At 60.3% G+C, this 15,315-nt stretch carries 18 protein-coding genes; 8 read left to right on the forward strand and 10 right to left on the reverse strand.

What is annotated here, in order from left to right:
• Positions 1-11: 11 nt before the first annotated feature.
• Positions 12-1,331, reverse strand: coding sequence for an MFS transporter (locus tag CKW17_RS05455; protein ID WP_095119085.1), 1,320 nt, complete (start codon positions 1,329-1,331; stop codon positions 12-14).
• A gap of 159 nt (positions 1,332-1,490) precedes the next feature.
• Here CKW17_RS05455 and CKW17_RS05460 point away from each other — a divergent pair, with 159 nt between their 5' ends.
• Complete coding sequence (locus tag CKW17_RS05460) at positions 1,491-2,402, forward strand: LysR family transcriptional regulator (protein WP_095119086.1); 912 nt, start codon at positions 1,491-1,493, stop codon at positions 2,400-2,402.
• 109 nt (positions 2,403-2,511) lie between these two features.
• Here the strand turns inward: CKW17_RS05460 and CKW17_RS05465 are convergent, their stop codons facing one another.
• Genes CKW17_RS05465 through CKW17_RS05475 form a run of 3 tightly spaced genes read right to left on the reverse strand, consistent with a single transcriptional unit; the run spans position 2,512 to position 4,356 of the window.
• The gene (locus tag CKW17_RS05465; protein ID WP_034153178.1) at positions 2,512-3,054 is read right to left on the reverse strand and encodes a DUF2937 family protein; all 543 of its coding nucleotides are present in this window, start codon (positions 3,052-3,054) and stop codon (positions 2,512-2,514) included.
• A 12-nt stretch (positions 3,055-3,066) separates the two neighbouring features.
• Complete coding sequence (locus tag CKW17_RS05470) at positions 3,067-3,843, reverse strand: class II glutamine amidotransferase (protein WP_007911322.1); 777 nt, start codon at positions 3,841-3,843, stop codon at positions 3,067-3,069.
• 15 nt (positions 3,844-3,858) lie between these two features.
• The gene (locus CKW17_RS05475; protein ID WP_095119087.1) at positions 3,859-4,356 is read right to left on the reverse strand and encodes an MFS transporter; all 498 of its coding nucleotides are present in this window, start codon (positions 4,354-4,356) and stop codon (positions 3,859-3,861) included.
• 225 nt (positions 4,357-4,581) lie between these two features.
• Between CKW17_RS05475 and CKW17_RS05480 the strand changes: the two genes are divergently transcribed.
• Positions 4,582-6,636, forward strand: a complete 2,055-nt coding sequence (locus CKW17_RS05480) for a S9 family peptidase (protein ID WP_095119088.1) — start codon at positions 4,582-4,584, stop codon at positions 6,634-6,636.
• A 199-nt stretch (positions 6,637-6,835) separates the two neighbouring features.
• Entirely contained in the window at positions 6,836-7,309 is a 474-nt protein-coding gene (locus CKW17_RS05485; RefSeq protein ID WP_095119089.1) for a cyclic nucleotide-binding domain-containing protein, read from the forward strand.
• Here CKW17_RS05485 and CKW17_RS05490 read toward each other — a convergent pair.
• The gene (locus tag CKW17_RS05490) at positions 7,306-7,590 is read right to left on the reverse strand and encodes a hypothetical protein (protein WP_095119090.1); all 285 of its coding nucleotides are present in this window, start codon (positions 7,588-7,590) and stop codon (positions 7,306-7,308) included. The two genes, CKW17_RS05485 and CKW17_RS05490, sit on opposite strands and share 4 nt — an antisense overlap.
• 80 nt (positions 7,591-7,670) lie before the next feature.
• Here CKW17_RS05490 and CKW17_RS05495 point away from each other — a divergent pair, with 80 nt between their 5' ends.
• From CKW17_RS05495 to CKW17_RS05510, 4 genes are all read left to right on the forward strand, one after another.
• Positions 7,671-8,357 carry a spermidine synthase gene (locus CKW17_RS05495; RefSeq protein WP_007911335.1) on the forward strand — a complete coding sequence of 229 codons (687 nt, stop codon included), beginning with the start codon at positions 7,671-7,673 and terminating at the stop codon, positions 8,355-8,357.
• Positions 8,358-8,405: 48 nt separating this feature from the next.
• Entirely contained in the window at positions 8,406-8,777 is a 372-nt protein-coding gene (locus CKW17_RS05500; RefSeq protein WP_007911336.1) for a YajD family HNH nuclease, read from the forward strand.
• Positions 8,778-8,960: 183 nt separating this feature from the next.
• Positions 8,961-9,431, forward strand: a complete 471-nt coding sequence (locus tag CKW17_RS05505; protein WP_007911337.1) for an RNA methyltransferase — start codon at positions 8,961-8,963, stop codon at positions 9,429-9,431.
• 81 nt (positions 9,432-9,512) lie between these two features.
• The gene (locus CKW17_RS05510) at positions 9,513-9,890 is read left to right on the forward strand and encodes a DUF2892 domain-containing protein (RefSeq protein WP_095119091.1); all 378 of its coding nucleotides are present in this window, start codon (positions 9,513-9,515) and stop codon (positions 9,888-9,890) included.
• Between the two features lie 95 nt (positions 9,891-9,985).
• Here CKW17_RS05510 and CKW17_RS05515 read toward each other — a convergent pair whose 3' ends face one another.
• Positions 9,986-11,215 (reverse strand): hypothetical protein, encoded by a 1,230-nt coding sequence (locus tag CKW17_RS05515; protein ID WP_095119092.1) that lies wholly within the window; start codon positions 11,213-11,215, stop codon positions 9,986-9,988.
• Between the two features lie 35 nt (positions 11,216-11,250).
• The gene (locus CKW17_RS05520) at positions 11,251-11,700 is read right to left on the reverse strand and encodes a YcgN family cysteine cluster protein (protein ID WP_095119093.1); all 450 of its coding nucleotides are present in this window, start codon (positions 11,698-11,700) and stop codon (positions 11,251-11,253) included.
• 279 nt (positions 11,701-11,979) lie between these two features.
• Here CKW17_RS05520 and CKW17_RS05525 point away from each other — a divergent pair, with 279 nt between their 5' ends.
• Positions 11,980-12,573: a nitroreductase family protein gene (locus tag CKW17_RS05525; protein WP_095119094.1), complete on the forward strand. Its 594-nt coding sequence runs from the start codon at positions 11,980-11,982 to the stop codon at positions 12,571-12,573.
• Between the two features lie 132 nt (positions 12,574-12,705).
• Here the strand turns inward: CKW17_RS05525 and CKW17_RS05530 are convergent, their stop codons facing one another.
• The 3 genes from CKW17_RS05530 to rnd form a co-directional block, all read right to left on the reverse strand.
• Positions 12,706-13,638, reverse strand: a complete 933-nt coding sequence (locus tag CKW17_RS05530) for a D-2-hydroxyacid dehydrogenase (RefSeq protein ID WP_095119095.1) — start codon at positions 13,636-13,638, stop codon at positions 12,706-12,708.
• A 104-nt stretch (positions 13,639-13,742) separates the two neighbouring features.
• Positions 13,743-14,036 carry a YcgL domain-containing protein gene (locus CKW17_RS05535; RefSeq protein WP_007911350.1) on the reverse strand — a complete coding sequence of 98 codons (294 nt, stop codon included), beginning with the start codon at positions 14,034-14,036 and terminating at the stop codon, positions 13,743-13,745.
• Positions 14,033-15,166 carry a ribonuclease D gene (gene rnd / locus CKW17_RS05540; protein ID WP_093438244.1) on the reverse strand — a complete coding sequence of 378 codons (1,134 nt, stop codon included), beginning with the start codon at positions 15,164-15,166 and terminating at the stop codon, positions 14,033-14,035. Before rnd ends, CKW17_RS05535 begins: the two co-directional genes overlap by 4 nt.
• Positions 15,167-15,315 lie beyond the last annotated feature (149 nt).

The following is a 15,315-nucleotide window of genomic DNA, read 5'->3' on the forward strand; positions in this document are numbered from 1 at the left end:
GGCTTGTCTTTTTATCTGTAGGACTGTGCTGCGCAGGTTATCAGTAACTGCGCATCGAGTTGCTTGCCACGGGTTTCCGGCAGGCTCAATGCCGCGATAATCACCACACCGTAAGACACCGCAGCAAATGCACCAATGCCGACGCTCAACGGTACTTTCTGGCTAAGCAGACCGATCAGCAGCGGAAACAACGCCGCCAGCGCCCGACCGATGTTGTAGCAGAAGCCCTGCCCCGAACCGCGAATTCGTGTAGGAAACAGCTCAGTGAGAAACGCGCCCATACCACTGAAAATTCCCGAGGCGAAGAAGCCCAGAGGGAAGCCCAGCCACAGCATCACGCCATTGCTCACTGGCAGCTGCGTGTAGAGCAGAACGATGGTGAACGAGCCGACCGCGAACAGGATGAAGTTCTTTTTCCGCCCCAGCAGGTCAGTCAGATAAGCGCTGATCACATAGCCGACGTAAGAGCCGACAATCACCATCGCTAGATAGCCGCCGGTGCCGAGTACGCTCAAGCCGCGTTCGTTTTTCAGAAAGGTCGGCAGCCAGGAAGTGATCGCGTAATAGCCACCCAGAGCACCGGTAGTCAGCAGCGAAGCACGAATCGTGGTGAAGAGCATGCCGGGGGCGAAGATCTCATAGAACTTCGATTGGTTTTCTGGCGTTTGCTGCGCCTTGGCCTCGCGATAGATCTCCGGATCCTTCACCAGACGGCGGACAAAAATCACAAAAATCGCCGGCACGATGCCGAGGATGAACAGTGCGCGCCAGGCATCTTCCGGCGGCAGCACCGAGAACAGCAGCGCATACAGAATCGCCGTCAGTCCCCAGCCCAGCGCCCAGCCGGATTGCACCATGCCCACCGCTTTGCCACGGTCCTTGGCGCGGATCACCTCGCCGATCAGCACCGCCCCGGCGGTCCATTCGCCGCCGAAACCGAAGCCCATCAACGTCCGGGCGATCAACAGTTGTTCGTAGTTTTGCGCGAAGCCGCAGAGGAAGGTGAAGAAGGCGAACCACAGCACGGTGAGTTGCAAGGTGCGTACACGACCGATGCGGTCGGAGAGAATCCCGGCGACCCAGCCGCCAATCGCCGAAGCAATCAAGGTGCTGGTGTGAATCAGCCCGGCCTCACCGGTGGTAATGCCCCACATTGCAATCAATGTCGGCACGACGAAGCTGAGCATCTGCGTGTCCATGCCGTCCAGACCGTAGCCGATCTTGCAGCTCCAGAACGTGCGGCGCTCTTGCTGGTTGATGTTGCGATACCAGTCAAACGGCCCCGGACGCGCCGTTGCCTTGGGTACTTCTAGAGTGTCGGGAGCACGCATGGCTTATCTCCGCAGGTTTTTTATTGGTCTTGTTCGTAGCCCCGACGACGCCTATCGTGGGGACCGGATGCGTCGATTTTTCGTCGCGCGGCCCTGCTGCGTCCAACGAATAAAAACCCGCCTTAGCCATAAGAAAAATTTGTCACCCGAGCCTTGCCCATGAACCTGAAGTTTCTCGAGACCTTTGTCTGGGTCGCCCGACTGAAGAGTTTTCGCCTGACCGCCGACAAGCTGTTCACCACCCAGGCCTCGATTTCCAGCCGCATCGCGGTACTGGAAGGTGAGCTGGGGGTGAAGCTGTTTTTGCGCGATTCACGCGGTGTCAGCCTGACGCCTGAAGGGTTGAAAGTGCTGGAGTACGCCGAGCAGATGCTCGACACCATGTCCGCCCTGAAACAGTCGATTGAGACCCGCTCGAGCAAAGTCGGCCGCGTGCGCATCGGCGTGATGGACACGGTAATCCACACCTGGCTCAGCCCGTTGGTCGCGCAGATGACCGATCTGTACCCACGGGTGGAAATCGAGCTGGTGGCGGATACCTCGCTGAACCTCTGCGATCAGCTGCAAAAAGGCTTTCTCGACATCGTTCTGCAAACCGACCTGGTGCGCCATGAAAGCGTACGCAGTCTGGAGCTGGCCAGTCATCCACTGGGCTGGATTGTCGCCAGTAATTCGATCTACAACCGCGACTACGCCGACCTCGCCGAACTGGCGCAGGAGCGGATCATCACCTACTCGAAAAACTCCCGACCGCATCAGGATCTTTTGGCGCTGATGCAAGCCAATGGCGTACTGGCTCCACGTTTGAATTGCGTGAACTCGGTGTCGGCGATTACCCGGTTATTGCGTGATGGATTTGGGATTGGTGTGCTGCCGCCAGTGTTGGTGGCTGAGGAATTGGCGCGGGGGGAATTGACGTTATTGGATATTGATCAGCGACCGCCAAACCTGCAGGTGGTGGTGTCGTGGCGGGTGGGGGTTGAGTGGGTCGAGGAGATTGTGACGTTGTGTCAGCAGGTGCTGGAAGGGTATGCGCACAAGGTGGGCAAGGACTACATCGCTTTAAGTTGATCGTTCCGACGCTCCGCGTGGGAGTGCAGCCCGGGACGCTCCGCGCCCCTCGAAAGCCGAACGCGGAGCGTCCGTTGAGGCATTCCCACGCAGAGCGTGGGAACGATCATCAGAGACCGCGCACGTCGCGGTCTTCGATCGGCCGGCTCTGGCGCAGGCGTCGGCCACCGAGCACCACCCAGTCGATCAAGCGGAACAGGCACTCAATCCCGAACGACAGCAGCAACGCCCCGCTCATGCCCCAGATCATCGCTTCCGGGGTCAGCAGGATCTGGTAGCTGTAGCCGTTCCAGGTTTCCTTGCGAATATCCGGGTCAGCGGCCAGCACCACTTGCAGGAAGCGGATGTACCACGGGCCTTGCATCGCCTGGAACTGCTTGTCCAAAGCCACCTGACGCGTGAGCAAGGTGTTCAGACTGTCGGCGTCGCTGCGGAAGATCGGATCTTCACTGGCGCGGTAATGCGCGACCAGTGCCTGCATATCGCCCTTGAAGAACTGCTCGGCAGTCCCTTGAAAACCGCGCAAACCGGTCTGCGCTTCGATCAGGTGCGCCTCCACGCGTTTGGCGTAATCGTTGATGAACCCCGGCACCTGGACACCGATCAACAGGCCCGCCGCAAACAACACCAGCCGTACATAACTGAGCAACATGGGGTGCAATCCTTATTCGGTCTTGCCCTGGCTGACGCATTCGCCGCGTCGCCACAGGCTCCATTGGCCCGGTTCGTAGCGGGTCCAGGTTTCGTTTTCGGTCAAAGGTTCGGTGGCGATCACCGTGACCACGTCGTTGGGCGTGGTTTCCGCCTGGAAATCGACAATCACGTCGACATCCTTTAGACGCGCCGGGCCGAACGGTGCACGGCGGGTGATCTGTGCGAGTTTGGTCGAGCAATAGCAGAACAGCCAGTCACCATCGCTGAGCAGGCAGTTGAACACGCCTTTGCTGCGGTATTCGGCGCAGGCAGCGACCAGATCCGGCAACAGCTCTTCTATATCGACCGGCTCCGGGAATGCTGCACGCACGCGGTTGAGCAAATCGCAGAACGCCGCTTCGCTGTCGGTATCGCCGACCGGGCGGTAGAAGCTTTTGATCGGCGTAAAATCGGCGAGCTGGCCGTTGTGCGCGAAACACCAGTTACGCCCCCACAGTTCGCGGACGAACGGGTGAGTGTTGGACAGGCAGACCTTGCCGACGTTGGCCTGGCGGATGTGGCCGATGACCACTTCGCTCTTGATCGGATAACGCTGCACCAGATTGGCGACTTCCGACTCGCAACTCGCAGCCGGATCCTGAAACAGCCGTAAGCCACGGCCTTCATAGAAAGCGATGCCCCAACCGTCGCGGTGCGGGCCGGTACGACCGCCACGCTGCATCAGGCCGGTGAAGCTGAACACGATATCGGTCGGCACGTTGGCACTCATGCCCAGTAATTCACACATGTGCGGACTCTCGGGTTACAGGCGCGGCTCGACCCGCATGCGCTGCGGATTGTTCGGCAGAGGTGGACGACCATAACGGTCATCACCGGCACCGCCAAACGGTTGATCGTCATCGCGGTCATCAGCGCGAGCGGCGGCTTTGGCGGCTTCTGCCTGTTCACGACGCGCACGCGAAGCACGTTCGATCGGGAAGCGGATCGCCACGAAAATCAGGTAAATGCCGAAAGCGATCATGCTGTACATGAACAGATCGGAGACTGCACGCCAGGCGTTGTTGCCGACCTTGAAGGCCAGGTCCAGCGCGGTGATGGCAATGGACGGCGCAACCTTGGCTTTCACCGGATCAATGATGGTCGGGCTGAACAGCAACACCGCCATCAGCACGCGCAGCGGCTCGCGCAACCAGCGCCACATCCAGGTAGTCAGGCGCATCCATACCAACAGGCAGCCCACAGCGGCAAAGGCGTAGAGGCCCCAGGCGATCAGATAGTCGTTCTCGGTCATGGTGTCCATGGCAAGGCAGGCAAAGAGGCGCTTATAGTAACGACTTTTCGCCCGTGCGGCTTGTCCCAATAGACACACGACCTGTGGGAGTGAGCCTGCTCGCGAATACGGACTGTCAGTTGAAACATTGTTGTCTGACCCACCGCTTTCGCGAGCAGGCTCGCTCCCACAGGGGCCTGCGACGGTTTCAAAAGCTGCGAAAACCCTATTCCGTATATTGTCCGAGAGCCTTCCATGCCCCAATCCGCCAACGTCATCAGTGCCCCGATCGCCCACAAGGCTGCCGGTGCCGACCCGTATGCCTGGCTGCAGGAGCGCGACACCGACGCGGTGCTCGATTACCTCAAGGCCGAAAACGCCTGGCAGGAAGCGCAGACCGCCGATCAGGCCGAGCTGCGTGAAATCCTGTTCGAAGAGATCAAGGGCCGGATCCTCGAAACCGACCTGTCCCTGCCATCGCCGTGGGGCCCGTACCTGTATTACACGCGCACCACCGCCGGTGACGAATACGCCCGGCACTACCGTTGCCCGCGACCGGCGGACGACAGCCTGAGCCTCGACGAAAGCCGCGAGCAACTGCTGCTCGACCCGAATGTGCTGGCCAACGGCGGGTTCTTCTCGCTGGGTGCGTTCAGCATCAGCCCCGATCACCAGCGTCTGGCCTACAGCGTCGATGCCTCGGGCGATGAGATCTACACGCTGTTCGTCAAGGAACTGTCCAACGACAAAGTCAGCGAACTGGAATTCGAAGATTGCGACGGCAGCATGACCTGGGCCAATGACAGCCTGACCCTGTTTTTCGGCGTACTCGACGACACCCATCGCCCACACAAACTGTTCCGTTATCGCCTCGACGGCACCGCTGCCGAAGAAGTTTTCCACGAACCGGACGGGCGTTTCTTCCTGCACTGCTACCGTTCCAGTTCCGAGCAGCAATTGCTGTTATCGCTGGGCAGCAAGACCACCAGTGAAGTCTGGGCACTCGACGCCAATCAGCCGCACCTGCCGTTCACTTGCCTGGCGCCGCGCGTCGAAGATCACGAATACGATGTCGATCACGGCCTGCTCGATGGCGTCTGGACGTGGTTTATCCGCACCAACCGTGACGGTATCAACTACGCCCTGTATCAGGCCCCGGACACCGGCACCGCGCCGACCGAAGCCGACTGGCAAAACCTGATCCCCCACAGCGACACAGTGATGCTTGATGGCGTCAGCCTCAACACCGAGGCCATGACCCTGAGTCTGCGCGAGGGTGGCCTGCCGATCATCGAAGTTCACCCACACGGTCTGACGCCTTATCGCGTGCAATTGCCGGACGCGGCCTACAGCCTCTATGTGCAAAACAGCCTGGAGTTCGAGAGCGACCGCATTCGTCTGCGCTACGAGGCGTTGAACCGTCCGGCACAGGTTCGCCAACTGATCCTCGCCAGCGGCGAACAGGCGGTGTTGAAAGAAACTCCGGTACTCGGCCCGTTCGACGCCGACGCTTACGTCAGCCAGCGCCTGTGGGCGACGGCACCGGACGGTACGCAAGTACCGATCAGCCTGGTGATGAAGCGCGAAATGGTTGGCCAAGCGGTGCCGCTGTATCTGTACGGTTATGGCGCTTACGGCTCGAGCCTTGATCCGTGGTTCTCCCATGCCCGTCTGAGTCTTCTGGATCGTGGCATGGCCTTCGCCATTGCTCACGTGCGCGGCGGCGGTGAACTGGGCGAGGCCTGGTATCGCGCCGGCAAACAGGAACACAAGCACAACACCTTCAGCGACTTCATTGCCTGCGCCGAGTTTCTGATCCTCAACGGCATTACCACGGCTGAAAAACTGGCGATCAGCGGTGGCAGCGCCGGCGGTTTGCTGATTGGTGCAGTGCTGAACCAGCGTCCGGATCTGTTCGGCGTGGCGATTGCCGAAGTGCCGTTCGTCGACGTGCTCAACACCATGCTCGACCCGGAGCTGCCGCTGACCGTTACCGAGTACGACGAGTGGGGCAATCCCGAAGAGCCGGAGGTTTACGAGCGGATCAAGGCGTACGCGCCGTACGAAAACGTCAGCGCGCAGGATTATCCGGCGACGCTGGTAATCGCCGGCTACAACGACAGCCGCGTGCAGTACTGGGAAGCGGCCAAGTGGGTGGCAAAACTTCGCGCCACCAAGACCGACAACAATGTGCTGCTGCTCAAAACGGAACTGGGCGCCGGGCATGGCGGGATGAGCGGGCGTTATCAGGGATTACGTGACGTAGCGCTCGAATACGCATTTGTTTTCAAGGTTTTGGGTCTGGCCTGAGGAACTCCGTCGGTCACTTGGGTCTTAATTGCAGACCCAAGAGGCCGATACCACACAGATCCCTGTAGGAGCTGCCGAAGGCTGCGATCTTTTGATTTTGATTTTTTCAAAGGCAGGATCAAAAGATCGCAGCCTTCGGCAGCTCCTACAAGGGATCGTCTGAAGCCTGAAACAGTGAAAACAAAAAGACCGTGACGACATGTCAGAACCGACCTTACTGAACAACGAAATCCGCGACTGGCTGATGGACTGCGGCCTGTTCGATCAATTGCAGCTGGCCGACTTTGCGGCCGCTTCCGGCTACTTCAGCATCAGCACCGTGGCTGAAGGCGAGGCGATTTTCCGCGAGGGCGATGCCGGCAGTTTCATGTGCATCCTCCACACCGGCCAGGTCGCCGTGCAGAAAACCGGGCCCGATGGTCAGGTGATCACCATGGCTACCCTGCGCAGCGGTCGGGCGTTTGGTGAAATGGCCGTGCTCGACGGTGAACGCCGCTCGGCCACCTGCATCGCCGCGACTAACTGCCAGCTATTGAACCTCGGCAAGGATTCGCTGGAAAAAATGCTCAACGACGCGCCGAAGATCGCCGCGAAGATCATCCGCGCCCTCGCCGTTTCCCTGTCGAAACGCCTGCGCATGGCCGACGGTCAACTGGCGGCGCAACAGGTTTAACCGCCGGGAGATTTTGCCTTGGTGCCGGTCGGTTCGATACCCGGCACCGGCTGATCCTTGCTCGGCGGGCTGGGCATTTCGATCGGCACCAGCGGTGGGCTGCCGCTGCCGGCACCGGACTTGGGAATGTTGATCGGCGTGATCTGCGGATACGGCGTCGGTGTCGCTGTCCCGGGCGAGCCAGGTTGCGGCGCCGGGCTGACCGGAATCGCCTGTTGCGCCTGCACTGCAGTAATCGAGAGCGCGGCCAGGGCAATGACCGTTAGAATGGTGCGCTTCATCAAGGGCTCCGTTTGGCCTCTAGTCTGCGCTCAGGCTACTCCCAACGAGCCTGCTTGCCTTCCCCCTTGTAGAGATTTCCATGAAACGTTTCGTTCTGCTCGACACCACCCCGATCCCTGAAAGCGGCGGTGCCCTGTGCCTGTTCGAGTATGGCGAGGATTTTGTCATCAAGATCCAGGGCGGCGACGGCGGACAATTGATGAACACGCGCATGCACGGCTCCGAAGATGCACTGGCCGAGATTCCTTGCCGCAAGGTTGCTGGCCGCCCGGATTCGCGAGTACTGATCGGTGGTCTGGGCATGGGTTTCACCCTCGCCTCCGCACTCAAGCATCTGGGTAAAACTGCCGAAGTGGTGGTCGCGGAACTGGTACCCGGCGTGGTCGAGTGGAACCGTGGCCCGCTCGGCGAAAAGTCCGGTCGGCCGCTGCTCGATCCGCGCACGGTGATCCGTCAGGAAGACGTGGCCAAGGTCCTGCAAAGTGAGCCGAACGGTTTCGACGCGATCATGCTCGACGTCGACAACGGCCCCGAAGGCCTGACGCAGAAGGCCAACAGTTGGCTTTACTCCGCCGCGGGTCTGAATGCCTGCGCCAAAGCCTTGCGCCCCAAAGGCGTGCTCGCCGTGTGGTCGGCCAGCGCTGACCGACTGTTTTCCGACAAATTGAAGAAGGCCGGTTTCAAGGCCGAAGAAGTCCAAGTCTTCGCCCACGGCAACAAGGGCACGCGGCACACAATCTGGATTGCCGAGAAGCTCAAGGGCTGAGCTAAACTCTGCGCATAACCGTCATTAGTCTTTTACAAAGGTGAACCCATGAGTTCGTCCACCCCAACCAACACGTCGAAGCTGGATCGCATCCTCGCCGACAACCAGCGCGACAAGGAAATGGGCTACCGCGACAAAGCCCTGAAGATGTACCCGCATGTCTGTGGCCGCTGCACCCGTGAGTTTTCCGGCAAGCGCCTGAGCGAACTGACCGTGCACCACCGCGACCACAACCATGACAACAACCCGCAGGACGGCTCGAACTGGGAATTGTTGTGCCTGTATTGCCACGACAACGAACACTCGCGCTATACCGACCAGCAGTATTTCAGCGAAGGCTCGCTGAGCACGCCGAAGATCGCCAAGGCCACGCACAACCCGTTTGCCGCGCTGGCCGGGTTGATGAAGAAAGAAGATTAGAGATCTTTATTGGCCGTTAAGGCCCCATCGCGAGCAGGCTCACTCCTACATTTTGGAATGCGTTCCCCTGTAGGAGTGAGCCTGCTCGCGATAGCGATCTCCCGAACACCACAGATCTCGAATCTGCCCGCCCTCCCCCAATCCCCGTATAATCGCCCTCTTTTTCCCGAAGGCACCCCGCTCGTGGCAGACAAACGGTACAGCTGCATTGGTTTGTATAACCCCAAATCACCGGAGAACGTCGGTTCGGTGATGCGCGCCGCAGGCTGTTATGGCGTGGCGTCGGTGTTCTACACCGGCAAGCGTTATGAACGCGCCGCCGACTTCGTCACCGACACCAAACGCGTGCACTACGACATCCCGCTGATCGGCATCGACGATTTGAAAAAGATCCTCCCGCTCAACTGCGTGCCGGTCGCCGTGGAACTGGTCGAGGGCGCCCGCCCGCTGCCGGAATACACCCACCCGGATCGCGCCCTGTACATCTTCGGCCCGGAAGACGGCTCGCTGGACAAAGAGATCCGCGACTGGTGCGAAGACGTCGTGTACATCCCGACCACCGGCTGCATGAACCTCGCCGCCACGGTCAACGTCGTGCTCTACGACCGCATGGCCAAGGGCTTGAACACCCGCTCCGGGCCAAAATTCCGCTGAAGCGTCGTACATTTGATGGAACGAGCTGACCGCTCTGGCAGTCAGCTTGTTTATCCATTACTCATTGCCTGGAGAAAGATCATGACCGAGCTCAAACGTGTCGAACGTATCGAATCCACCCCGTTCCAGAGTCGTTCCGAGCAGAACGTCGAAGGCTGGGAGCGTATCGGCTCGCTCGCGGGCGGCGTGATCATGGTCGGCAAGGGCCTGCGCCGTGGCGGTGTGTTCGGCTTGATTCAGGTGGCGATTGGCGGCGTGGCCATGGCGCGCGGGATTACCGGGCACAGTTCGGTGAAAAGCCTGTTTGAGAAAAGTCGTCAGGACATGAACAACGTGCGGGCGAAGATCGAAAGGGCCGGGGAAGAGCTGAGCAAGCTGAAAGCCAATGCCGAGGCGGCGACCAGCACTGCCATCGTGACCGGCAATGATTCGGTGAAATCGCCGAAAGCCGGGGTTTGATAGCTTAAAAGCAAAAGATCGCAGCCTGCGGCAGCTCCTACAGGGAAAACGCATTCCACAGGTAGGAGCTGCCGCAGGCTGCGATCTTTTGATCTTTACTGTAGCAACGCGGTATCGAGGACTTTGGACGACTCGCCAAGCACGCTCTCGGCCAGTTGCACAAACTCCTTGGTACTCACCGTCCCCAGATGCATCGCTCCACGCAAGATATCATCCAGCGAACGCTTGTTGCGCGTCTTCAAACGAATCTCGCCATCCAGTTCCTGCAACAGCACCACCGCTTTCGCCACCTGCGCCGGGCTGATCTGCTCGCCGCGCAAGGTCGTGACTTTCTGGCTGTCCTTGCTCAGTTTCGCCTGCAAACTCTGATAACGCTCATCGCTCATGCCGCCCGCGCGGCGCACCAGTTCAATGGCGTAATACTCGGCAAAGCCTTCGCTGATCCAGTCGCTACGCTGCTCGTCGTTAATGCGCCCGAAAACCTGTGCCAGCTCACGCACCAGCGCGCTGCTGCCGCTTTCGCTGACCAGCGGCAATCGCGTATTCACGTAAATGGATTCATGCGCACCGAGGCTGCCGCGCCACATCGGGTCGCTGGCACCGACGATCAACAGCTTGCTCGGATGTCGCGGGTACACAGCCTGCACCTGCGGCCAGACAAACGTCAGCAACGTCAGCACATCCATTCGGCGCATGCCCTGCCCTTGCGGTGAGGCCACGGTGACCTCGGTTTCACCCAAGCGAGTGCGGCGGCTGCCGAGGTGGCCGGCGAGCATCCAGCCGGTCGGGCGGTCGAACAGGCGCGAGGGATTGTCGATGCGGAATTTGTTTTTGCCGATGCGCGGCCACGCGGTTTCGATGCTCTTCCAACCGTCGGGCAATTCGAATTGCAGACGCGCGACCAGTTCGGTGCCGTCCTGCTGATCGAGTTTGGCTGGCGGCACCAGTTCATCGCCGCGCATCAACGCCCAAGTCGGGGTCATGCGCGTGTCGAAGCTGCCGTTCTTGCGGCCGTGGCTGACGCGTACGCGGTAGGTCAGGCTGGACTTGTCACTGGTCGGACGCCAGACGCCCCGGGCGTTTTTGCCCGGGCTCAGCAGCCACTGGCCGTCAGCCTTGAAGTCGCTGTAATGACTGCCGTCGCCAAGATCAAAATCGAGACTGCGCACCGCCTCGCCTTTGGCCAGGGTCAGGCGTACTTCGGCCTGATCGCTCTGTGGCAACAAGCGCACGTGATAATCCAGATCGACTTTCTTCGCCGCCCATGCCGGCGTGTTCAGCGCCAGCAGCGCAATCATCAACGCTCGCGACAATCCGACAGCCATACGCACTCCTTGGTAAAGCTTGAATCCGCAGGTATTCAGCCCGCGCGGAAAATCAGGTGATCTTCCCAGTCATCTTCCGGCACGCTGCCTTCGGCGAGCATGCGCCCGGACTGGGAAATCCGCTCGTGGTGCACCGCGTCGCGATCGCCGCAAACCAAGTGGTGCCACAACGGCAGATCCTTGCCTTCGCTGACCAGTCGATAACCGCAGGTCGGCGGCAGCCATTTGAATTCTTCGGCCTGGCCCGGGGTGAGCTGGATGCAGTCCGGGACAAATTTGATGCGGTTCGGGTAATCGCTGCACTGGCAGGTGTTCAGGTCCAGCAGTTTGCAGGCGATGCGCGTGTAGTAAACGCTGTTGTCTTCCTCATCCTCGAGCTTTTGCAGGCAGCACAGACCACAGCCGTCGCACAGCGATTCCCATTCCTGGTGATTCAGCTGATCGAGGGTTTTGCGTTTCCAGAACGGTTCGACTTCGGCGGCCATGGCTCAAGCATCAACATCAGGTGGTGAAAAGGCCGCCAGTCTAGTGCTCAAGGCCTTGCGGGCCAAGCGTTGGCGACTGCCGGTTGTGCGGGACTTGTCAGTTTTTGTGGCGGCGCGTAGCTTTGCCAGTCGCAAGGAGCCTTGCCCACAAGCCATTAACGCTCGACCGCGTTGCATTGTGGTGAACCCTCAGGCTCGGAAAACCCCATCGTTCAGCGCAACTGATCCCGCCGGGTTTTCATGCAAATCCCTGACTCAACCGTAGCAAGGAATCTCTCCATGAGTGCCAACCCTCGCGTTGCCGATTACGCCATTCACCCGCAATTCACCGACCGCTGGTCGCCGCGTGCCTTCACCGGCGAAGCGATCCCGGAAGAAACCCTGCTGAGCTTTTTCGAAGCCGCGCGCTGGGCGCCGTCGGCGTACAACTCGCAGCCGTGGCGTTTCCTCTATGCGCGTCGCGATACGCCGAACTGGGAGCGTTATCTGGGTCTGCTCAATGAATTCAACCGTAGCTGGGCGCAGCACGCCTCGGCGCTGGTGATCGTGATTTCGAAAACCACGTTCACTGCACCCGGCGCGACGGAAGAAACCCCAGCGTTGTGGCACACCTTCGACACCGGTTCGGCGTGGGGCCATTTGGCGTTGCAAGCAAGCATCAGCGGCTGGCACACCCACGGCATGGCTGGTTTCGATCAGGAGCTGACGCGCAAGGAGCTGAATATTCCTGAAGGTTACGCGCTGCACGCGGCCGTGGCGGTCGGCAAACTCGGTGACAAGGCAACGCTGGCTGAATACCTGCAAGCCCGTGAAGAGCCGAGCCCGCGCCGTCCGCTGAACGAACTGGCGGCTGAAGGCGACTTCAGCCTCTAAGCCACACCGCAAATGATCGTTCCCACGCTCCGCGTGGGAATGACTCAAGGGACGCTCCGCGTTCCAATGGGACGCAGAGCGTCCCCGGCTGCATTCCCACGCGGAGCGTGGGAACGATCTGAAGCAAGGAGATCAATATCCGCGGTTGAAATCCACTTCCCCGCGCAATGCCTCACCCGCCTGATACGCCTTCAGATTCTCGACAAACAGCTGCACCATCAACGCCGGTGACGTCGGTGCCGAGCTGTGCCCGGTCAGCAGCAAACCCCACGCGGTCCAGAACGGATGGCGCTGTGGCAGTGGCTCCTGACGGCAAACGTCGATCACCGCCCCCGCCAGATGGCCTTCCTTCAACGCGTCCACCAGATCGGCATCAACCACCGCGACACCCCGTCCGGCGTTGATAAACAACCCGGTCGGTTTGAATTGCTTGAACAGCGCCGCATCGTAGATATCGTGGGTGTGCTCGGTGTTCGGCAACAGGTTGACCACGTAATCCACCTCGCCCACCAGACGCGGCAGATCGGCCATCGAACCGACTTCGACAAACGGCGCCTGCTGGCGGGCGCTGCTGGCGATGCCGTACAACTCAATGCCAAATGGCAGCAGGAACTGCGCCACGCTCTGGCCAATGTCACCCGTGCCGACGATCAGCACTTTGCGTCCGACCAGGCTCTGGCCGCTGCGGTTGTCCCACTTGCGTTCGACCTGGCTGACCAGTCGTGCGAGCACTTCGCGCTCATGGCCGAGGATGTAGGTCAGCACGTATTCAGCCATCACCTGACCGAAAATCCCCACCGCACGGGTCAAACGGTAATCGCGGCGCAAACCGTCAGCGAGCAACGGCGTGATGCCGGCCCAGGTCGATTGCAGCCACTGTGGTTGATGACCCTGACGCAGCAGGGTCGCCAATAGATCGGGCTGGCCGAGCCACACCGGGCAATCGGCGGCCTGACGAGCCAGCTCGGCGGAGTCGCCGCTGGTCAGTACTTCAACCTCGGGCGCTGCCTGACGCAGCAGCCGGGCGTATATCGCGTGGTCGTGTTCGGCAATCAGAACGCGCATCTTCAAACCTTTCGCAAACCGTGCAGATGGCCGCCGGATTCGGACGGCCATCGCGGTAAAAACAGTTCCAGGGTAAACCGAGACTCAGAACAGAGCCGCGCAGATCAGACCGGGTCGTTGCGTCGCAGCAACTCTTCGGGCAAGTGCTCGATGTACTCGTCCTCGGCCGGTGGCATTTGCAGGTGGTAGCCCTGCTTGTCGAGGTTTTCCAGAACCACGACGATGTCCTCGCTGGCCAGTTTGCGCTCGGGCGACAGCACCAGGTCGAAGGAATGCTTCGGCTTGCCGAACGCCAGCATCAGCGCTTCCGGCACACGCTCAAGCGCATCACTTTTGAGCACATAAAGGTACATGCCGCTGCGCTTGGAGCTTTGGTAGATGGAACAAATACGTTTCAAGGCTGTTCTCCGGCGGTGGCCAGGCTGTCGAGCAGCTTCTGGCCCATGAGTTCGCGGCGCCAGCCACGCAACGACTCAGGCAATTGGTAAGGACCCTCGGGATAACCGCTTTTGACCAGGGCTTCGAGGGTTTTCTTGCGCAGCATCAGTTCCGGGGCAATACCCAGACGCTCGGCCTCAGCCTGGCCCAATGCGCGCAATTGTTTGATCAACGCGGCGGCTTCGATCGGCAATGGCTCCGCTACGGCGGGCGGCCATTGATCAGGCCCCACACTGCCAGAGCGCTTGATCAGATCAAGCAGAAATTGGCCGTCCTGACGCACGGTACGCGGGTGCATGTCTTCGATCTTGCCCAGCGCTGCAAGGTTGTCCGGTTGCGTGCGGGCCAGCGGCCACAGCGAATGCTCACGGACGATGCGGTTGCGCGGCAGATCGCGGGCGCGGGCCTCTTTTTCACGCCAGGCGCACAACTCACGCAGAACGGCCAACTGCGCACGGGACAGTTTCCACGCCAGTTTGGCCTCGCGGTAGACCTCGTAAGGATCGGTTTCGCGGCGCAGGTTGGCGACCAGTTCGGCACCGTCCTCCAATACCCAGGCAAATTTGTCGTCAGACAGTTTCGGCCGCAGCTGTACGAAAACCTCCGCCAGATGCACGGCATCTTCGGCGGCGTAGCTGATTTGCGTCTCGGACAACGGGCGCTGCAACCAGTCGGAACGGGTCTCGCCCTTCGGCAGTTCGATGCCAAGCACTTCCTGCACCAGCCGCGAATAGCCCATCGAGAAACCGAGGTTCAAGTAAGCGGCAGCCAGTTGCGTGTCGAACATCGGCGCCGGCAGGCTGCCGGTCAGACGCAACAGCACTTCGAGGTCTTCGCTGCAGGCGTGCAGGACTTTGAGCACCGCCGGGTTTTCCAGCAAGGCGGCCAGCGGTTGCCAGGCGTTGATGGTCAACGGGTCGATCAGGTAGGCGCGTTTGCCGTCGCCGACCTGCAACAGGCCGGCAATCGGGTAGAAGGTGTCGACCCGCATGAATTCGGTGTCGAGGGCAACGAACGGCAGCTGCTGCCACTCGGCGCAAAACTGCGCGAGGCTTTCGTTGTCGCGAATCCAGTGAATATCGATGGCCACACGGCTCTCCCTTGAAGAATGGCGCGCAGTATATATCGCCACCGGCGATTTACGCGCCTGTGAAGGGCAAGAGCTGTAACGAAATGTCCTGCCAGAGAGCAAGAATAGTCTGACAGAAGAAGCAGAAAGCCCCGTCGTCTCAGAACGAC

It is taken from the genome of Pseudomonas sp. Irchel s3f10, from assembly GCF_900187515.1.
Taxonomy (GTDB): Bacteria; Pseudomonadota; Gammaproteobacteria; order Pseudomonadales; family Pseudomonadaceae; genus Aquipseudomonas; species Aquipseudomonas tensinigenes.